Annotated in this window: 12 protein-coding genes; 3 read left to right on the forward strand and 9 right to left on the reverse strand. The window is 67.2% G+C overall.

The genetic code is table 11. The features are described from left to right. Positions 1–65: 65 nt before the first annotated feature. Both ABE546_RS00630 and ABE546_RS00635 read right to left on the reverse strand, forming a co-directional pair. Positions 66–1,823 carry an EAL domain-containing protein gene (locus ABE546_RS00630; RefSeq protein ID WP_346462273.1) on the reverse strand — a complete coding sequence of 586 codons (1,758 nt, stop codon included), beginning with the start codon at positions 1,821–1,823 and terminating at the stop codon, positions 66–68. Positions 1,824–1,826: 3 nt separating this feature from the next. Then, the gene (locus ABE546_RS00635; RefSeq protein WP_346462275.1) at positions 1,827–3,932 is read right to left on the reverse strand and encodes a PAS domain S-box protein; all 2,106 of its coding nucleotides are present in this window, start codon (positions 3,930–3,932) and stop codon (positions 1,827–1,829) included. A 150-nt stretch (positions 3,933–4,082) separates the two neighbouring features. Between ABE546_RS00635 and ABE546_RS00640 the strand changes: the two genes are divergently transcribed. Further along, the gene (locus ABE546_RS00640; RefSeq protein WP_346462276.1) at positions 4,083–6,869 is read left to right on the forward strand and encodes an EAL domain-containing protein; all 2,787 of its coding nucleotides are present in this window, start codon (positions 4,083–4,085) and stop codon (positions 6,867–6,869) included. A 367-nt stretch (positions 6,870–7,236) separates the two neighbouring features. Here ABE546_RS00640 and ABE546_RS00645 read toward each other — a convergent pair whose 3' ends face one another. From ABE546_RS00645 to ABE546_RS00670, 6 genes are all read right to left on the reverse strand, one after another. Next, entirely contained in the window at positions 7,237–7,533 is a 297-nt protein-coding gene (locus tag ABE546_RS00645; RefSeq protein WP_313212299.1) for a hypothetical protein, read from the reverse strand. Between the two features lie 99 nt (positions 7,534–7,632). Then, a complete protein-coding gene (locus ABE546_RS00650; RefSeq protein WP_121036770.1) occupies positions 7,633–8,823 on the reverse strand; it encodes a methyl-accepting chemotaxis protein in 1,191 nt (396 codons plus the stop codon). A gap of 146 nt (positions 8,824–8,969) precedes the next feature. Continuing rightward, positions 8,970–9,584, reverse strand: a complete 615-nt coding sequence (gene hflD, locus ABE546_RS00655) for a high frequency lysogenization protein HflD (RefSeq protein ID WP_152150794.1) — start codon at positions 9,582–9,584, stop codon at positions 8,970–8,972. Continuing rightward, entirely contained in the window at positions 9,581–10,720 is a 1,140-nt protein-coding gene (gene mnmA / locus ABE546_RS00660; protein ID WP_346462278.1) for a tRNA 2-thiouridine(34) synthase MnmA, read from the reverse strand. The genes hflD and mnmA overlap by 4 nt, the downstream gene beginning before the upstream one ends. Continuing rightward, entirely contained in the window at positions 10,717–11,178 is a 462-nt protein-coding gene (locus ABE546_RS00665; RefSeq protein WP_313212301.1) for an NUDIX hydrolase, read from the reverse strand. The genes mnmA and ABE546_RS00665 overlap by 4 nt, the downstream gene beginning before the upstream one ends. A 1-nt stretch (position 11,179) precedes the next feature. Beyond that, positions 11,180–11,644 carry a YbjN domain-containing protein gene (locus ABE546_RS00670; RefSeq protein WP_313212302.1) on the reverse strand — a complete coding sequence of 155 codons (465 nt, stop codon included), beginning with the start codon at positions 11,642–11,644 and terminating at the stop codon, positions 11,180–11,182. A 94-nt stretch (positions 11,645–11,738) separates the two neighbouring features. On the opposite strand from ABE546_RS00670, the gene clpS reads away from it, so the two are divergent. Then, positions 11,739–12,071, forward strand: a complete 333-nt coding sequence (clpS, locus tag ABE546_RS00675) for an ATP-dependent Clp protease adapter ClpS (RefSeq protein WP_121036775.1) — start codon at positions 11,739–11,741, stop codon at positions 12,069–12,071. Positions 12,072–12,444: 373 nt separating this feature from the next. Beyond that, complete coding sequence (clpA, locus tag ABE546_RS00680; protein WP_313212303.1) at positions 12,445–14,724, forward strand: ATP-dependent Clp protease ATP-binding subunit ClpA; 2,280 nt, start codon at positions 12,445–12,447, stop codon at positions 14,722–14,724. Between the two features lie 81 nt (positions 14,725–14,805). Here clpA and ABE546_RS00685 read toward each other — a convergent pair whose 3' ends face one another. Then, on the reverse strand, positions 14,806–15,168 hold the full coding sequence (locus ABE546_RS00685; RefSeq protein WP_070471582.1) for a hypothetical protein: 363 nt from the start codon (positions 15,166–15,168) through the stop codon (positions 14,806–14,808). Between the last annotated feature and the right edge of the window lie 120 nt (positions 15,169–15,288).

Raw genomic sequence — 15,288 nt, forward strand, 5'->3', positions numbered from 1 at the left:
CCGCCTCAATCCGCCTCAATCCGTCTAAATCCGTCTAAATCCGTCTCAATCCGCCTCAATCCGACTCACTCCGCGTCAACCGCCGGCAGCGCTGGCGCCGGTGCCGTGTTCGCCCTGCGCTGTTCCTCGTGGGTGCGGAATGCCTGGTGGATGTGCTTGCGCAGCTCATCGTCGTTCCACGGCTTGGTCAGGAACCGGTAGATGGCGCCACGGTTGATCGCGTCGGTCACGGTGTTGAGGTCGGTGTAACCGGACAGCACCAGGCGGATCGTATCCGGGTAGAGCATCTTCACCCGGCCCAGGAACTCGGTGCCGCTCATGTCGCTCATGCGCTGATCGGACAGGATCACCTGCACGTCGTTGATGGCCAGCAGATCAAAGGCATCGCGCACGTTGCCGGCAGCGAGAATGCGGTAACCGTCGCGACGGAACAGGCGCACCAGCGAGCGCAGCACGTTCTCTTCGTCATCCAGCAGCAGCAGCGTGCGGTCCGGACGGGTTTCTGCGAAGGCCTCCGGACGCAGGTAACGGCGGCGCAGGGTCATGCCGGCGGCATCGGCCGACATCGGCTCGCCGAACAGATAGCCCTGGAACACATCGCAGTCGTTGCGGCGCAGGAAGCCGAGCTGGGCCTGGGATTCCACGCCGTTGGCGATCACGGTCATGCCCAGCTGGTGGCCCATGGCGATGATCGCGCGGGCAATCGCGGCTTCGCGGTTGCCGGCCGGCGCGCTCTTGATGAAGCTGCGGTCGATCTTGAGCTTGTCCACCGGATACCGGACCAGCGCGCTGAGGCTGGAATCACCGGTGCCGAAGTTGTCCAGGCTCAGGCTGATGCCTTCGTTGCGCAGGTTGACCAGGGTTTCGTGCACGAAGTTGACATTGTTGGTCAGCGCGCTTTCGTTGATCTCCAGCGTCAGCATCTGCGCCGGGACGCCAGCGGCCTGCATCAGCGACATGACCTCGGCGAAGAAGTTCGGGCGCAGCAACTGCAGGGTGGATACGTTCACTGCGATGGTGAAGTCATCGAAGCCCTGGTCGCGCCACAGCTTGGCCTGTTTGAGCGCGCCTTCCAGCACCCAGGTGCCGATCTGCACGATGATGCCCAGGCGCTCGGCGGTGCGCATGAAGCGCTCCGGCACCAGCATGCCCAGCGTGGGCGATTGCCAGCGCAGCAGTGCTTCCATGCCGACCACGTGGCCGTCGCGGGCGCTGACCAGCGGCTGGTAACGCAGTTTGAGTTCGCCATTGGGGATGGCGTCGACAATCTGGCGCGCGATGATGCTCTCGCTATGTGCGCTGGACGGCGTATCCACCGCGTGGATGCGCACCGCATTGCCGCCTTCGCGGGCGGCCTGGTGCAGCGCATCTTCGGCGTGGTCGAGCAGGCGCGACACGCCGGTGCCGTGCTCCGGGCACAGGCTCACGCCCAGCTTGCCGGTCATGAACAACGTGTACGGCAGCACCGACAGCGGCAGCTCAAGCTGCTGGCGGATTTCCTCGGCCAGGTCCTCGGGCAGCGGCATGTCCGCAGTGCGCGGCACGGCCAGCAGGAATTCATCGCTGCCGTGGCGCCACAGCTTGCCGCGCCCGCGCAGGTGGTGCAGCAGGCGTTGTGCGACCAGCACCAGGGCCTGATCGCCCACCTCCGCGCTCATGTTCTCGTTGACCGAAGCGAAGTGGTCGATATCCACGTGCATCAGCATCAGCGGCGTGCCGCCAGAGGCAGCCTCGGTCACCATGGCCTGCAGCTCGGGGTTGCCCGCGCCCAGGCGGGGCGGTGCATCCTCGATGCTGACCAGGGGCAGGGAAGGGTTCCACATGGGTCAGTGTTCCAGAGCGTCGTGAGCCGTCGCGCCGGCGGCGCGGTACGGCAGGTAAAGGTCGATCAGGGTACCGGCGCCGTGCGCCGATTCGATGCGTAATGTGCCACCCACGCTCTGCGCGCGCTCGCGCATCACGATCAGGCCCAGCCCGCGCGGGCCGTCCGGGTCGAAGCCCTCACCATCATCGCGGACCTGCAGGTGCAGGCCGTGGTCGTCCACATCGCGCAGGTGCAGGTTGACCTGGCTGGCGCGGGCGTGGCGCAGCACGTTGGTGAGGCTCTCCTGTGCGATGCGGAAGCACGCCTGTTCGATGTCGCCGGCCGGGCGTCGGGGCAGGGACTGGATGTCCGGCAGCAGTTCGATCGCCGCCGAGCGGAACAGCACGCCGGCCTGCCAGCGCAGTGCCGCTTCCAGCCCCAGCGCATCCAGCTGCGGTGGGCGCAGCAGGGTGGAAATGTCGCGCAGCTTGCCGACGGTCGCATCGGCCAGCTGGATGATCTGGGCAAGGTCTTCATCGCGGCGGGCGGCGTCCTGCTCGTCCTGGGCGGCGTAGGCAGACAGTTTCATCGCGGTGATCGCTTGGCCGATGTCGTCGTGCAGATCGCGCGAGATCGCCCGGCGCTCGTCCTCCTGCAGCGAGAACAGTCGCCCGGCCATCGCCTGCAACTCACGGTTGCTGGTTTCCAGCGCCTCGCGGATGCGCTCGGGCTCGCTGAGGTCGCGCACGATCAGCAGCTTGCAGTTGCGCCCGCCGTAGCGCACATCGCCGACCGCCAGGCCGGCCTGGAAGGCCTGGCCGTTGAAGCGGCGCATGCCGATCACTTCGCCAGCCCCGGCGCTCTGCAGGGGCAACTGGGCGAACAACTGCGCCCGCACGCGGGGCAGGTCGTCGTCGGTGACGAGGGCGGCCAGCGGTTCGCCGAGCAGGGTGTGGTGTCCGTAGCCGAATTGGGTGGCCGCGCAGGCATTGGCGTACAGCACGTGCTCCTCGGACAGGATCACCACGCCATCAGGCAGTACCCGCACCAGCTCGCGGAATTGTTCTTCGCGCTCACGCAGCAGGCGCCGCGACTGCTCGCGCTCGGTGACATCCTGCAAGGTGCCCAGCACGCGCGGGCGGCCGGCGTCGTCCTGGCCGCTCTCGGCGCGCAGGTGCACCATCAGGGCGCGCCCGTCCATCGCCAGCAACGGCAGTAGTACATCGATCTGCACGGGCTCACCGGAGCTCATCTCCTGCAACAGTTGTTCGCTGAGCGCCGCCGTGGCCGGATCGGCCGGCACCAGCAGCTCATCGAACCGGTGCCAGCGCCGGGCGTCGGGCGCGCGCCGCCCGAGCAGGCGATACACCTGATTGGCGTACCGGCCCAGGCCAGTGGCCGGATCGATCTCCCATGCGCCGATGCGCGCCATCTCGTGCGCTTCTTCCACCCGGGCCAGCGCCTGGTCGCGGCGCAACAACGCCTGGTCTTCGCGGGTGCGGTCGATCGCGATCAACAGACGCGCGCGACGGCCGCCGTAATCGATGAAATTGCTGCGCATCTCCATCCGCCGGGTGCTGCCGTCACTCAGGCGCAGGTCGGCGGTGATCACGCACAGTTGCTCGGGATTGGCGCGGATGTGGTCCAGCTTGGCCTCGAGCATGGCCTCGTGCCCGGGCGGCCACAGCGCGGTGATCGGCATCGCGGTGAAGGCCTCGCGGCTGAAGCCGAAGAAGCTGGCCGCGGCCGGGTTGACGTCCAGGATCGCCAGCGACGCCAGGTCGTAGACCAGGATCGGCCCGGGATTGCCTTCGAACATCTGCCGGTGGCGCGTTTCCGAACTCTCCAGCCGCGCGTGGGTGTGCAGCACGTGCTGGGCCAGCGGGCGCAGCAGCAGATAGATCAGTGCCGCGCTGGCGACCACGAAGAATGTGCCCTTGATGGTCTGCCACTGTGCGGCCGTCTGCAGATCCCCGGCCACCAGCTTGACCGCCGCGTCGCTGCTCAGGATCCACACCAGGGCCAGCACCAGGTAGGCCACGACCACGCGCCAGCGGTCGCGGCGCAGATCGCGTGCCAGCGGGGTCTCGGCAGCGGGTTCGGAAGGGCCTGGCAGGCGGGTCGACATGGGGCAGGGCGGGGCCAATCGGACAAGGCGAGTGTCATCTTACCTGCCCCGGGCGAGGATGCAGGGCACCAGGGAACTCAATAAACCGCAATCTCCGCCGTTAACGATTGCGTTCCCCGGTTGTCGGGTGCGTTATCGGAGTTACAGGGCGTGGACCAAGGGATTATCGCGAGTCTGCTGCAGCACCCATTGGCCTCGGCGCTGGTGATCCTCGACCGTGCCGGTCGCCCGATCGCCGCCAACCCGGCCGCGCGCGAGCATGGCCTGTCGGCAACGGTCGCCGCCTACGGGGAGGTGCTGGAAGACCTGCGCCTGCTCGCCGCCGACGGTGGGCTGGTGCCCTGCCAGCTTCCCGGCGGGCCCGGTGGTCGCTTCGATGGCTGGATGCGCGCCGTGCACGATCCGGATGGGCACCTGCTGGCCTTCACCCTGAGCGTGCCCGAGCCGGTCGCCGCCTACGCGGGCAGCCGCTGGGAAGTGGCTCTGGATCATGCCGGGCACGGGCTGTGGGATTGGGATCTGCCCAGTGACAGTGTGCGCCGCTCACGGCGCTGGGACGGCCAGCCCATCGAGGATTCCCACAGTCATGCCGACGGTGTCAGCGCGCTGCTGGAGAACGTCCACCCGGACGATCAGCCCGCGGTGCGCCTGGCGATGGATGCCCACCTGCGCGGCGAGAGCGATGCCTATACCACCCAGTTCCGTGCCCGCCATCCCAACGGGGAGTGGCGCTGGGTGCTGGATCGCGGCCGCGTGGTCACCCGCACGGCCGACGGCCAGCCGCTGCGGATGGTCGGTACCCACACCGACATCCAGGCCCAGAAGCAGATGGAAGCCCAGCTGCGCGAGCAGCAGGTGCACCTGCGCGAAGCCCAGCGGATCGCCAGCATGGGCAGTTGGTCGTGGGATCCGGAGGCGCGCCAGTTCTGGTGGTCGCCCGAGTTCCGGGCGTTGCTGGAGACCGGTGACGCACCGCTGCACGGCCGCCGCCACTGGCTGCGCCAGCTGGAGCCGCACTCCCGCGGCCGGCTGCGTGGCGCCTGGCGCCGGATGTGGCGCGATGGCGCGGCCACCACCCTGGAGCTGGAGCTGATTCGTGACAACGGCGGTGCGCTGCACCTGCGCGTGTGGATGCAGCCGTTGATCGGTCCGGACGGGCGGATCCAGCGCCTGCTCGGGCAGGTCCAGAACATCACCGAGCAACACCAGACCGATGCGCTGATCCGCTGGCGCACCGAGCTGCTCAACCGCGTTTCCGCGCTGGGTCGCATCGGCGGCTGCGAGATCGAGGTGGGCACCCGCCACATGCAGTGGACCGAGGAGTGCTATCGCATCCACGGCCTGCGCAAGGAGGCGATCAGCCTGGACCAGGCACTGAGCCTGTACACCCAGGACTCGCGCGACGCGTTCGAGGCAGCCCTGTTGCGGATCGCCGAGGGCGGGCTGCCCGAGCAGCTGGACCTGTGTTTCTACCGGCAGTCCGGGCTGCGCATCTGGGTGCAGGTGCTGATCGAGCTGGACCGCCGCGATGGCCTGCCGACCCGCTTCGTGGTGCTGTTCCGTGACATCACCCGCGAGCGCGAAGCCAACGAGCGCATCGAGCTTCTGGCGCATTACGATCTGCTCACCGGCCTGCCCAACCGCATGCTGCTGCGCGAGCAGACCGCAGACGCCATCGAGGAAGCCCGCGACCGCGGCAGCCCGCTGGCGATGCTGTTCATCGATCTGGATGGCTTCAAGACCATCAACGACACCTTCGGCCACGCCACCGGCGATGCGCTGCTCAAGGCGGCCGCCTCGCGCCTGCACCAGAGCCTGCGCAACAACGACCTGTTCGGGCGCTTCAGCGGGGACGAGTTCATCGTGGTGCTGCGCGACCTGGCCGCGCCGGAAGACGCGGGCCACGTCGCGCGCAAGCTGATCGCCTCACTGGCCGAGCCGCTGCACCGCGGCGAGAGCACGTTGAAGGTCGGCGCCAGCGTCGGCATCGCGATGCTCGACGACAGCCGCCAGGATTTCGAATCACTGCTGCGCGCCGCCGATGCGGCGATGTACGCGGCCAAGGAAGCCGGGCGCAACACCTACCAGTATTACAGCCAGGACGCGCTGGCCAAGATCCAGCGCAAGCTGGAGATCGAGCACGCGCTGCTTGGCGCGATCGAACGCGAAGAGTTCACCCTGGCCTACCAGCCCCTGATGCATGCCGAGAACGACCAGCCCCCGGCGATCGAGGCGCTGCTGCGCTGGCATCGCCCCGGCATCGGCTACTGCAGCCCGGCCGAGTTCATCCCGATAGCCGAGAAGTGCGGCGAGATCGTGCGCATCGGCGACTGGGTGCTGGCCGAAGCCTGCCGCCAGGCCGCCGCGTGGGACGCTGCCGGCCTGCAGTTCGACCGCGTGGCGGTGAACGTTTCGGCCGTGCAGCTGCGCGACCGCGGCTTTGCCGAGCGCGTGATCGACATCTGCCACGCCCACGGCTGGCCACCGCAGCGCCTGGAGCTGGAGCTGACCGAGTCCGCCCTGATCCGTGACACCGAGGTGCTGCGGCACTGCTTCGATGTGCTGGAGCGGCACGGCGTGCCGCTGGCCGTCGACGATTTCGGCACCGGTTTCTCGAACCTGCATTATCTCAATCGCTTCCCGGTCGGACGCCTCAAGATCGACCGCAGCTTCGTGCAGGGCATGCTGCACGATGCCGGCACCGCCGAAGTCACCCAGGCGATCGTGCATCTGGGCCATGCGCTGGGCATGAAGGTCGTGGCCGAAGGGGTGGAGACCGAGCAGGAAGAGGCGATGCTGCGCCGCCAGGGCTGTGATGAGATCCAGGGCTACCTGTACTCGCGCCCGCTGGCCCCGCGCGATCTGGCGCAGTGGTTGAAGCTGGGTACCCAGACGCCGCCACGCGAGAGTTATGCAGCGGTGACGCAAAGCGTTTGAGGGCGGCGTCGTCGCCCTGTGCGGGGCTGCCCGCCTGACCTGACTCTGAGAATCAGGCGGTTGCCAACGGCGTCGCCAGCCTGACTGGTGCAGCGCCCTGGCGAGATGCGGGAGGACTTCCTTTGCAGTCGATACTCGCCACCAGCGACTCTCACAACAGGATGGGCAGGCAGCAATGGCCGAGCGTGCGTTTACGTTCGGCTGTGTAGCATTCGATCCGGTAGTAGTCGCGCATCGGCAGGCTCACGCCAGGCAAGGCGGGAGGATATCCATGTTGAATGCCTTTCGCGGGTCCGCGACGGAGCAATTGTGCTCCGGTAACTGCATCGATACAGACTGATCGGGAGACGTGGCGGATGCCGCGCCGTCAGCGCGCAGCTGCACCCAGATCATCACCGCTCAAGCCCAGATCCCAGGCCAGGCCGGCGAGGGCAGGATCGATCGCGGGTGGCAGTGCGGCAATGGCGGGCGAGGGGCGCTTGGCCAGCTGCGCCAGTTCCTGCTGGGCAAGCTGCTCCAGCCGGGCGATCAGGGCGCGGCCCTGCAGTGGCGCAGCCGCAGCGGCAGGTGCGGCTGCGAGAGTGACGGCGTCACTGCCCGGCACCGCCGGCTCCAGCTCGGCGGGGACAACAGAGGCAACCGACAGCAGGGACGCGTTCAACATCAGGTAATCATCTGCAGCCAAGGCGGGTAGTGCAAGCACAACGGCCCCGGGGTAAACCGGGGCCGCAGGGTGTGCCGGGAAGGGCACGGTAACGCTGGATCAGAACAACTCGACCGCGCCGGCGGCCATGCTCTGCTGGGCGACGGCCTTGTGCGGCGGGCGCTCCCACTCGGTGCGCATGTCGCGCAGGCGGGTGCCGGTGCGCTGCAGGGCGGTCACGACTTCTTCGTCGAACACGCCGCCACTGCGATGCAGCAGTTCCTGCAAGGCCACCGCCTCGCGGTTGATCGCGGTCAGGCGATCCAGGTGGGTATGTACGCCGCCCAGGGCCTGGGTGGCGATGTCCTCGAACTGCAGGGCACGCACGGCTTCGGCGACGCTGCTGTCGATGGCGCGGCCGCACTCGGAGATCTCACGCATGCCGTCACCCAGCGATGCATTGATCTGCGCCACGTTGTCCAGCATCTGCGCCGCTTCATGGCGCGCTTCGCGGGAGCGGTCCATATCGCGGGAGGCCATGTGCGAGACGGTCTCGCGCACCTTGGCGATGGCGTCCTTGGAGCTGTGGGCCAGCTTGCGGATCTGCTCGTTGAAGGTGGTGGAGCGCTCGGACAGGTTGCGGACTTCGTCGGCGACCACCGCGAAACCGCGGCCGGCTTCACCAGCACGCGCGGCCTCGATGGCGGCGTTCAGGGCCAGCAGGTTGGTCTGGTCGGCAATCGACTTGACGTCTTCCAGCAGCGCGAAAATGCCATCCAGGTGCTGCGCCATCTGGTCGATGTGCTGCACGGTGGTGCTGCTCTGGCCGCTGACCTGCTCCAGCGCCTCGACCAGCTGCTCCATGCGATGGCTGGCGTGCTGGGCGAAACGGGCCACGTCGACGCCGGCACCACCTTCGTCACCGGCGCGGTCGACGATACGGGCCAGGGCCTGGCTCTGCTGGCGCGACTTGCGGTTCATGGCATCGAAGCTGCTGCCCAGGCCACCGACCGCATGTCGGATCAGATCGCGGGCACGTTCGACCTCGCCACGCGAGCCTTCGATTTCGTTGCCGACAAACGAGCGCAGCTCGGTCAGCAACTGGTCCTGCTCGCGCAGGATGCGGGCCTGCTCAGGCGAACGCTGGGTCTGGGCGCGGGCGCTCCACCAGGCAAACCCGAGCCAGCTGAGCGTCATCGTGCTCAGGATCGCCCAACGCAGGGCGGCTGGCCACTCGAAGCCGATGGCAAAGGGAAGCAGAAGGGTCAGGACCAGGGGGGCGGCCAGACGGATGAAGAGGCGTGAGTACATGGACGTTCTCGGGGAGGTGCACGGATGCTGTATCGGCCGTACCCCGGTTTGCTTTAGCCGTCCGCATGATTTTTCCGCCCGTCGCCCTCGACCCAAGGGGCACGAGGCTGGGCCGCCGATCCCGCCGGCGGCCCCTTCGCCGCGGCTCAGCGCAGCTGGCGCGCGACCGCTTCGAGCATCGTTTTGCGGGAGAACAGGAAGTCCCAGTACTGGCCGCCGGTCTGGCGCCACAGCACTGCCGAGCGGACCGCCGCCAACAGCAGGGCGCGGATCTCGGCGACCACGCCGGCCTGGCCGAGGTAGTGCGGATTGCCCTGGACCATCACGCGCGGCTTGAGGTTGCTGATGGTGTCTGCGTACAGGCCGCCCAGCGCAGCGAGCACGTCCGGGTGGGCGCTGTCGCCGAGCTCGCTGGCCTGGGCCTGGGCGCGCTCGATGCCGGTGCTGACCTTGGCCACGATCTCGTTCTCGCGCACGAACCGGCGCTCCAGCTGCAGCACGGACAAGGCCAGGCGAGGCAGGTGCTCATCCTGGCCCTGGCTGCTCAGGTAGTTGTGCAGCAGGCGCAGGCCCGGGGCGACATTGCTGGCGCTGCCGTAGATCTCCTGCGGGCTGGCCGCGTCAATGCGGAACACGCTTTCCACCGCGGTGCGGACCACGGCGGCTTCGGAGTGGCCGGTTTCGGCGATGCGGCGGACCTGCTGCAGGGCCTGGGCGATGCCGGCCAGAGCAAGAACGCGGTCGTCGACGGAAAAACTCATGCAGCAGATACCTCGAAAGGAGAAGGGGTGGCGCGAAGGCGCTGTTCCAGGGGGGCATCGGTGGCGGCGATGACGGCGCCGCCAAGGCAGACCTCATCGTCATACAACACCAGCGATTGACCGGGGGTGACGGCACGCTGCGGCCGGGCGAAGCGCACCTCCAGGGTGCCGTCATCGCGCACAGACACCGTGCAGGGTTCATCGGGCTGGCGGTACCGGGTCTGGGCAGTGCACGCGAACCGGCGCGCGGGCGGGGCGCCGGCGATCCAGTGGGCGGCCTCGGAGTGCAGCCGGGTGGACTGCAGCCACGGGCTCTCGCGGTCCTGGTCCACGTACAGCACGTTGCTGGCGACGTCCTTGCCGACCACATACCACGGCGCCGCCGGCCGGCCTCGCACGCCGCCGATGTTCAGGCCCTCGCGCTGGCCGAGCGTGAAATAGAACACGCCGGGATGTTCGGCGATCAGGGCGCCATCGGGATCGCGGATCTCGCCTGTTTTCGCCGGCAGATAGCGGCCGAGGAACTCGCGGAAGTCGCGTTCGCCGATGAAGCAGATCCCGGTGGAATCCTTCTTGGCGTGGGTGGGCAGGCGCGCGTCCCGGGCAATCCGGCGCAGGTCGTTCTTCTGCAGATCGCCGATCGGGAACAGCGTGGCGGCCAGCTGTTCCTGGCCCAGCTGGTGCAGGAAGTAGCTCTGATCCTTGCTGCGGTCGGCACCACGCAGCAGTGCCCAGCGGCCGCCGACCTGCGCGACACGGGCGTAATGCCCGGTCGCGATGCGCTCGGCGCCGAGCTCACGCGCGGCATCGAGGAAATGCTTGAACTTCACTTCGCGGTTGCACAGCACGTCCGGATTGGGCGTGCGGCCGGCGGCGTACTCGGCCAGGAAGTGTCCGAACACCCCTTGCCAGTACTCGCTGGAGAAATCGCGGAAGTGGAACGGGATGCCGAGCAGGCCGCACACGGCCACGGCATCGCGGCGGTCATCTTCGGCGCGGCAATCGCCGCTGCCGTCATCGGCCCAGTTCTGCATGAACAGCCCGGCCACCGGCTCGCCCTGCTGGACCAGCCGCCAGGCCGCGACGGAGGAGTCCACGCCGCCGGACACACCGACCATGATGCGCGGGGTGCTCATGCAGCCTCCTTGACGATGGAGAGCGGGTGGCGCTGGCCCGCCAGGTAATCTTCGACCACCTGCCAGACCAGTGGGCTGCGCAGGCGGTCGGGATCGGCCTTCAGCTCGGCCGGGGTCAGCCAGAGCGCGCGCAGGATGCCGTCGTCCAGCGGCCGGTCGGGATCGTGCGACACCGGTTCGGCCGCGTAGGCAAAGCGCAGGAACGGCGTGCCATCCGGGGCGGTCCACTGGTAGGTACCGATGAAGGCGCTCAAGCGCACCGTCCAGCCGGTCTCTTCCAGCGTTTCACGCACGGCAGCCGCCGCCAGCGATTCGTCCGGCTCCAGGTGCCCAGCGGGCTGGTTCAGCACCTGGCGCCCGTCGATCGCCTCCTCGACCAGCAACAGACGCCCATCACGCACCACCACGGTGGCCACGGTGACATGGGGCGTCCAGCGCGGTTCCTGCACGGCATTCACTTCAGTATTCGTCCTGCTCGGTCAGTTCGAGCTCCATGGCGTCCGCAGTGCGGATGGCCGCATCGATGGCGTCGCTGAGTTGTTCCGGGGTGGCAGTGGCATCGACCTTGACCACGAACATCGCCAGCTGGTCCTGCTTCACCCAGGCACCCATCTTGGCATCCTGCGAGTCTTCCAGCAGGCGGTTGGCGACGGCAGCGGGGAACTGCTTGCCCGGCGAATTGTAGGCCGGCGACCAGATCTCACGGATCTTGTGCTTGCCGAACTCCTCGACGGTGGAGCGCACGAAGGCCAGCTGGCTGCGGCCATCATCCATGTCGAAGACCATCTTGTAGTCGCCGTCCTCGTCCACCTCGTAGGTGTACTTCAGCGTGTCCAGGGCACGCCCGACCGCCTTGTCCGGCTCGGCCGCATGGGCGCCGGTGGCAGTCACGGCCAGCAGCAGTGCGGCAGCAATCCTTTTCATGAAATCCCTGTGAAGGTCTGGTTGGAGAGTGCAGATTGTGAAGGGCGGCGGGGGGCAACGTCCAATCCGGGGGCTGGAGCCCTATAATGTGGGGATGCCCCGCGAGACTTCCCACGAAACTCATCACGACCATGGCGTGCTGCTTGAGCCTGCACGCCCTGAGGTCGCGCCACCGCCGATGTACCAGGTGATGCTGTTGAACGACGACTACACCCCGATGGATTTCGTGGTGACGGTCCTGCAGCACTTCTTCTCGATGGATCTGGACCAGGCCACCCAGGTGATGCTTCACGTGCACACCCGCGGTCGCGGCGTGTGCGGGGTATTCACCCGCGAGGTCGCCGAATCCAAGGTCGCCCAGGTCAATGAGTTCTCGCGCATGAACCAGCATCCGCTGTTGTGCACGATGGAAAAGGCCAGCGGCTGACGTTCTGGCGGGCCTGCACTGCGTGTGCCCGCGATCCGCACTGTTCCACCAACACTGACATCCGGCCTCAGCGGCCGGCGTGTCCCTGCGCCGTGCCTGCTACGAAGCCCGCTCTGGCGGTCCGACGATGGCGCGCGCGCCAGTCCCTCCCGCCGCCACCCGCGGGCCGCTGCAGCAGCGTTGGCTGGCCGTGACATTGCCATCACGGCCAAGCTGCCATTTCGTGGCCGGAAGATCGTGCATGATGGAGGCTCGTCGAATGGACGGAGCGGTCAGGCAAGTGCTAACGCCGTCTGAACGCACTGATCCGCTAGGGTGATGGAAATCGTGAAGGTTGGCCGCATATTGTTCCTAACTGCCGCCGGAGTTAATCATGTTCAGTAAAGACCTCGAACACACCATCGGACAGTGCTACAAGCGCGCCCGTGAGGCCCGGCATGAATTCATGACGGTGGAACACCTGCTGCTGGCACTGCTCGACAACCCGTCCGCCCAGGCCGTCCTCAAGGCCTGCGGCGCGGATGCCGACCGCCTGCGCCAGGAGCTGGAACAGGCCATCGAGGCCTCGGTCTCGCGCCTGGCCGAAGATGATGGGCGCGATACCCAGCCGACGCTGGGCTTCCAGCGCGTGCTGCAGCGCGCGGTGTACCACGTGCAGTCCTCGGGCAAGAAGGAAGTCACCGGCGCCAACGTGCTGGTGGCGATCTTCGGCGAGAAGGACTCGCACGCCGTGTACTACCTCAACCAGCAGGACGTCACCCGGCTGGATATCGTCAACTACCTCTCCCATGGCATCGCCAAGCTGGGCGAGGAGGGCGAAGTGCCGCCCGCCGCCGATGGCGAGGGCCGCACCGAGGGTGCCGAGGGCGAAGGCAAGGGCGATGCCCTGGCCGAGTTCGCCAGCAACCTCAACGACCAGGCCCGCAACGGCAAGATCGACCCGCTGGTCGGCCGTGCCGATGAAATCGAGCGCACCATCCAGGTCCTGTGCCGTCGCCGCAAGAACAACCCGCTGTACGTGGGCGAGGCGGGCGTGGGCAAGACGGCGATCGCCGAAGGCCTGGCCAAGCGCATCGTGGAAGGGTCGGTGCCGGATGTGCTCGCCGATGCGGTGATCTATTCGCTGGACCTCGGCGCGCTGGTGGCCGGGACCAAGTACCGCGGCGACTTCGAAAAGCGTCTGAAGGGGGTGCTGACCGCGATGAAGAAGCTGCCCAATGCGGTGCTGTTCATCGATGAGATCCACACCATCATCGGTGCCGGGTCCGCGTCGGGCGGCACCATGGATGCCTCCAACCTGATCAAGCCGGCCCTGGCCTCGGGCGAGCTGCGCTGCATCGGCTCGACCACCTTCCAGGAATACCGCGGCATCTTCGAGAAGGATCGGGCCCTGGCCCGCCGTTTCCAGAAGATCGACATCGTCGAGCCGACGGTGGGTGAAACCTACGAGATCCTGCAGGGCCTCAAGCCCAAGTACGAAGCGCACCACGGCGTGACCTACGCCGATGACGCGCTGCAGGCTGCGGTGGATCTGTCGGTCAAGCACATCAACGACCGCCTGCTGCCGGACAAGGCGATCGATGTGATCGACGAAGCCGGTGCCCGCCAGCGCCTGCTGCCGGACGGTGAGCGCAAGGAACTGATCGACATCGAGGAGATCGAGACCATCGTCGCCAAGATGGCCCGCATCCCGGCCAAGCAGGTCAGCGCGACCGACAAGGACGTGCTCCAGCATCTGGAGCGCAACCTGAAGATGGTGATCTTCGGCCAGGACCCGGCCATCGAGACACTGTCCTCGGCGATCAAGCTGGCCCGCTCGGGCCTGGCCAATCCGGAAAAGCCGATCGGCAACTTCCTGTTCTCCGGCCCGACCGGCGTGGGCAAGACCGAGGTGACCAAGCAGCTCGCGCTGCAGCTGGGCATCGAGCTGGTCCGCTTCGACATGAGCGAGTACATGGAGTCGCATTCGATCAGCCGCCTGATCGGTGCCCCTCCGGGCTATGTCGGCTTCGACCAGGGAGGCCTGCTGACCGAGAAGATCGTCAAGACCCCGCACTGCGTGCTGCTGCTGGACGAGGTGGAAAAAGCCCACCCGGACATCTTCAACATCCTGCTGCAGGTCATGGACCGCGGTGTGCTGACCGACACCAATGGCCGTGAGGCGAACTTCAAGAACGTGGTGCTGGTGATGACCACCAATGCCGGCGCGGCCCAGGCCTCGCGGCGTTCGATCGGCTTCACCCGCCAGGACCATGCCACCGACGCGATGGAGGTCATCCGCAAGAGCTTCACGCCGGAGTTCCGCAACCGTCTGGATGCGATCGTGCAGTTCCAGGCGCTGGGCTTCGAGCACATCCTGCGCGTGGTGGACAAGTTCCTGATCGAGCTGGAAATGCTGCTGCAGGAAAAGCACGTCAGCCTGTCGGCCACCCCGACCGCGCGCGACTGGCTGGCCCACCATGGCTTCGATCCGCTGATGGGTGCCCGCCCGATGGCGCGCGTGATCCAGGACAAGATCAAGCGTCCGCTGGCCGACGAGCTGCTGTTCGGCAAGCTGGTCAACGGTGGCAAGGTCAGCATCGACGTCCGCGACGACCAGCTGTTTGTCGAGACCGAGGCCGAGCCGGAGCGTCTGTTGCCGGCCACGGTGTAATCGGGTCGCAGGTGTTGTCGAGATGAATGCAAAAGCCCCCGAAAGGGGCTTTTGTTTAGGCGGGCGTGGGCGCTTGGCCGATCACTGGCGCGCGCGCGCCTTACGTGTGAATTCCTCGGCGGTGATCGGATCAACGGCACTGATCGCGCAGCTCTGTCCATTGGTGCGCAGCTTGCTGGCCCCTGCGCCGCAGAGTTGGCCCTCCCGGCCGGGCGTGACAAAGGCGAGCTTCGGCGACATCGCGGCGCTGCTGCAGGAGCGTTCGAAACGCACCAGGTAATGCTGGTCGCCATTGCGCAGCAGCACGTCGCGGTCAGCCCCGTTGCGTACCAGCTGTTGATCCGCAGAGAGCGTGATGCAGTCGCCGGGGGCTGTGGGTTCGGCGGCCTGGGCCGACGCGGCGGCCAGACAGGTGATCAGGAGCAGGGGAGACAGGTACTTCATGGCGGGGGCCATCGGGTCATGATCCGGATTGGATCGACCGCCAGCGTGGACCGTTGCGTGCCAGGGCGAATCTGCATCAAGGCATCCTGACCGACGTCAGGGTGCACTGGGTCAGGGTGT

Source organism: Stenotrophomonas sp. TWI377, assembly GCF_039674525.1.
GTDB lineage: Bacteria > Pseudomonadota > Gammaproteobacteria > Xanthomonadales > Xanthomonadaceae > Stenotrophomonas.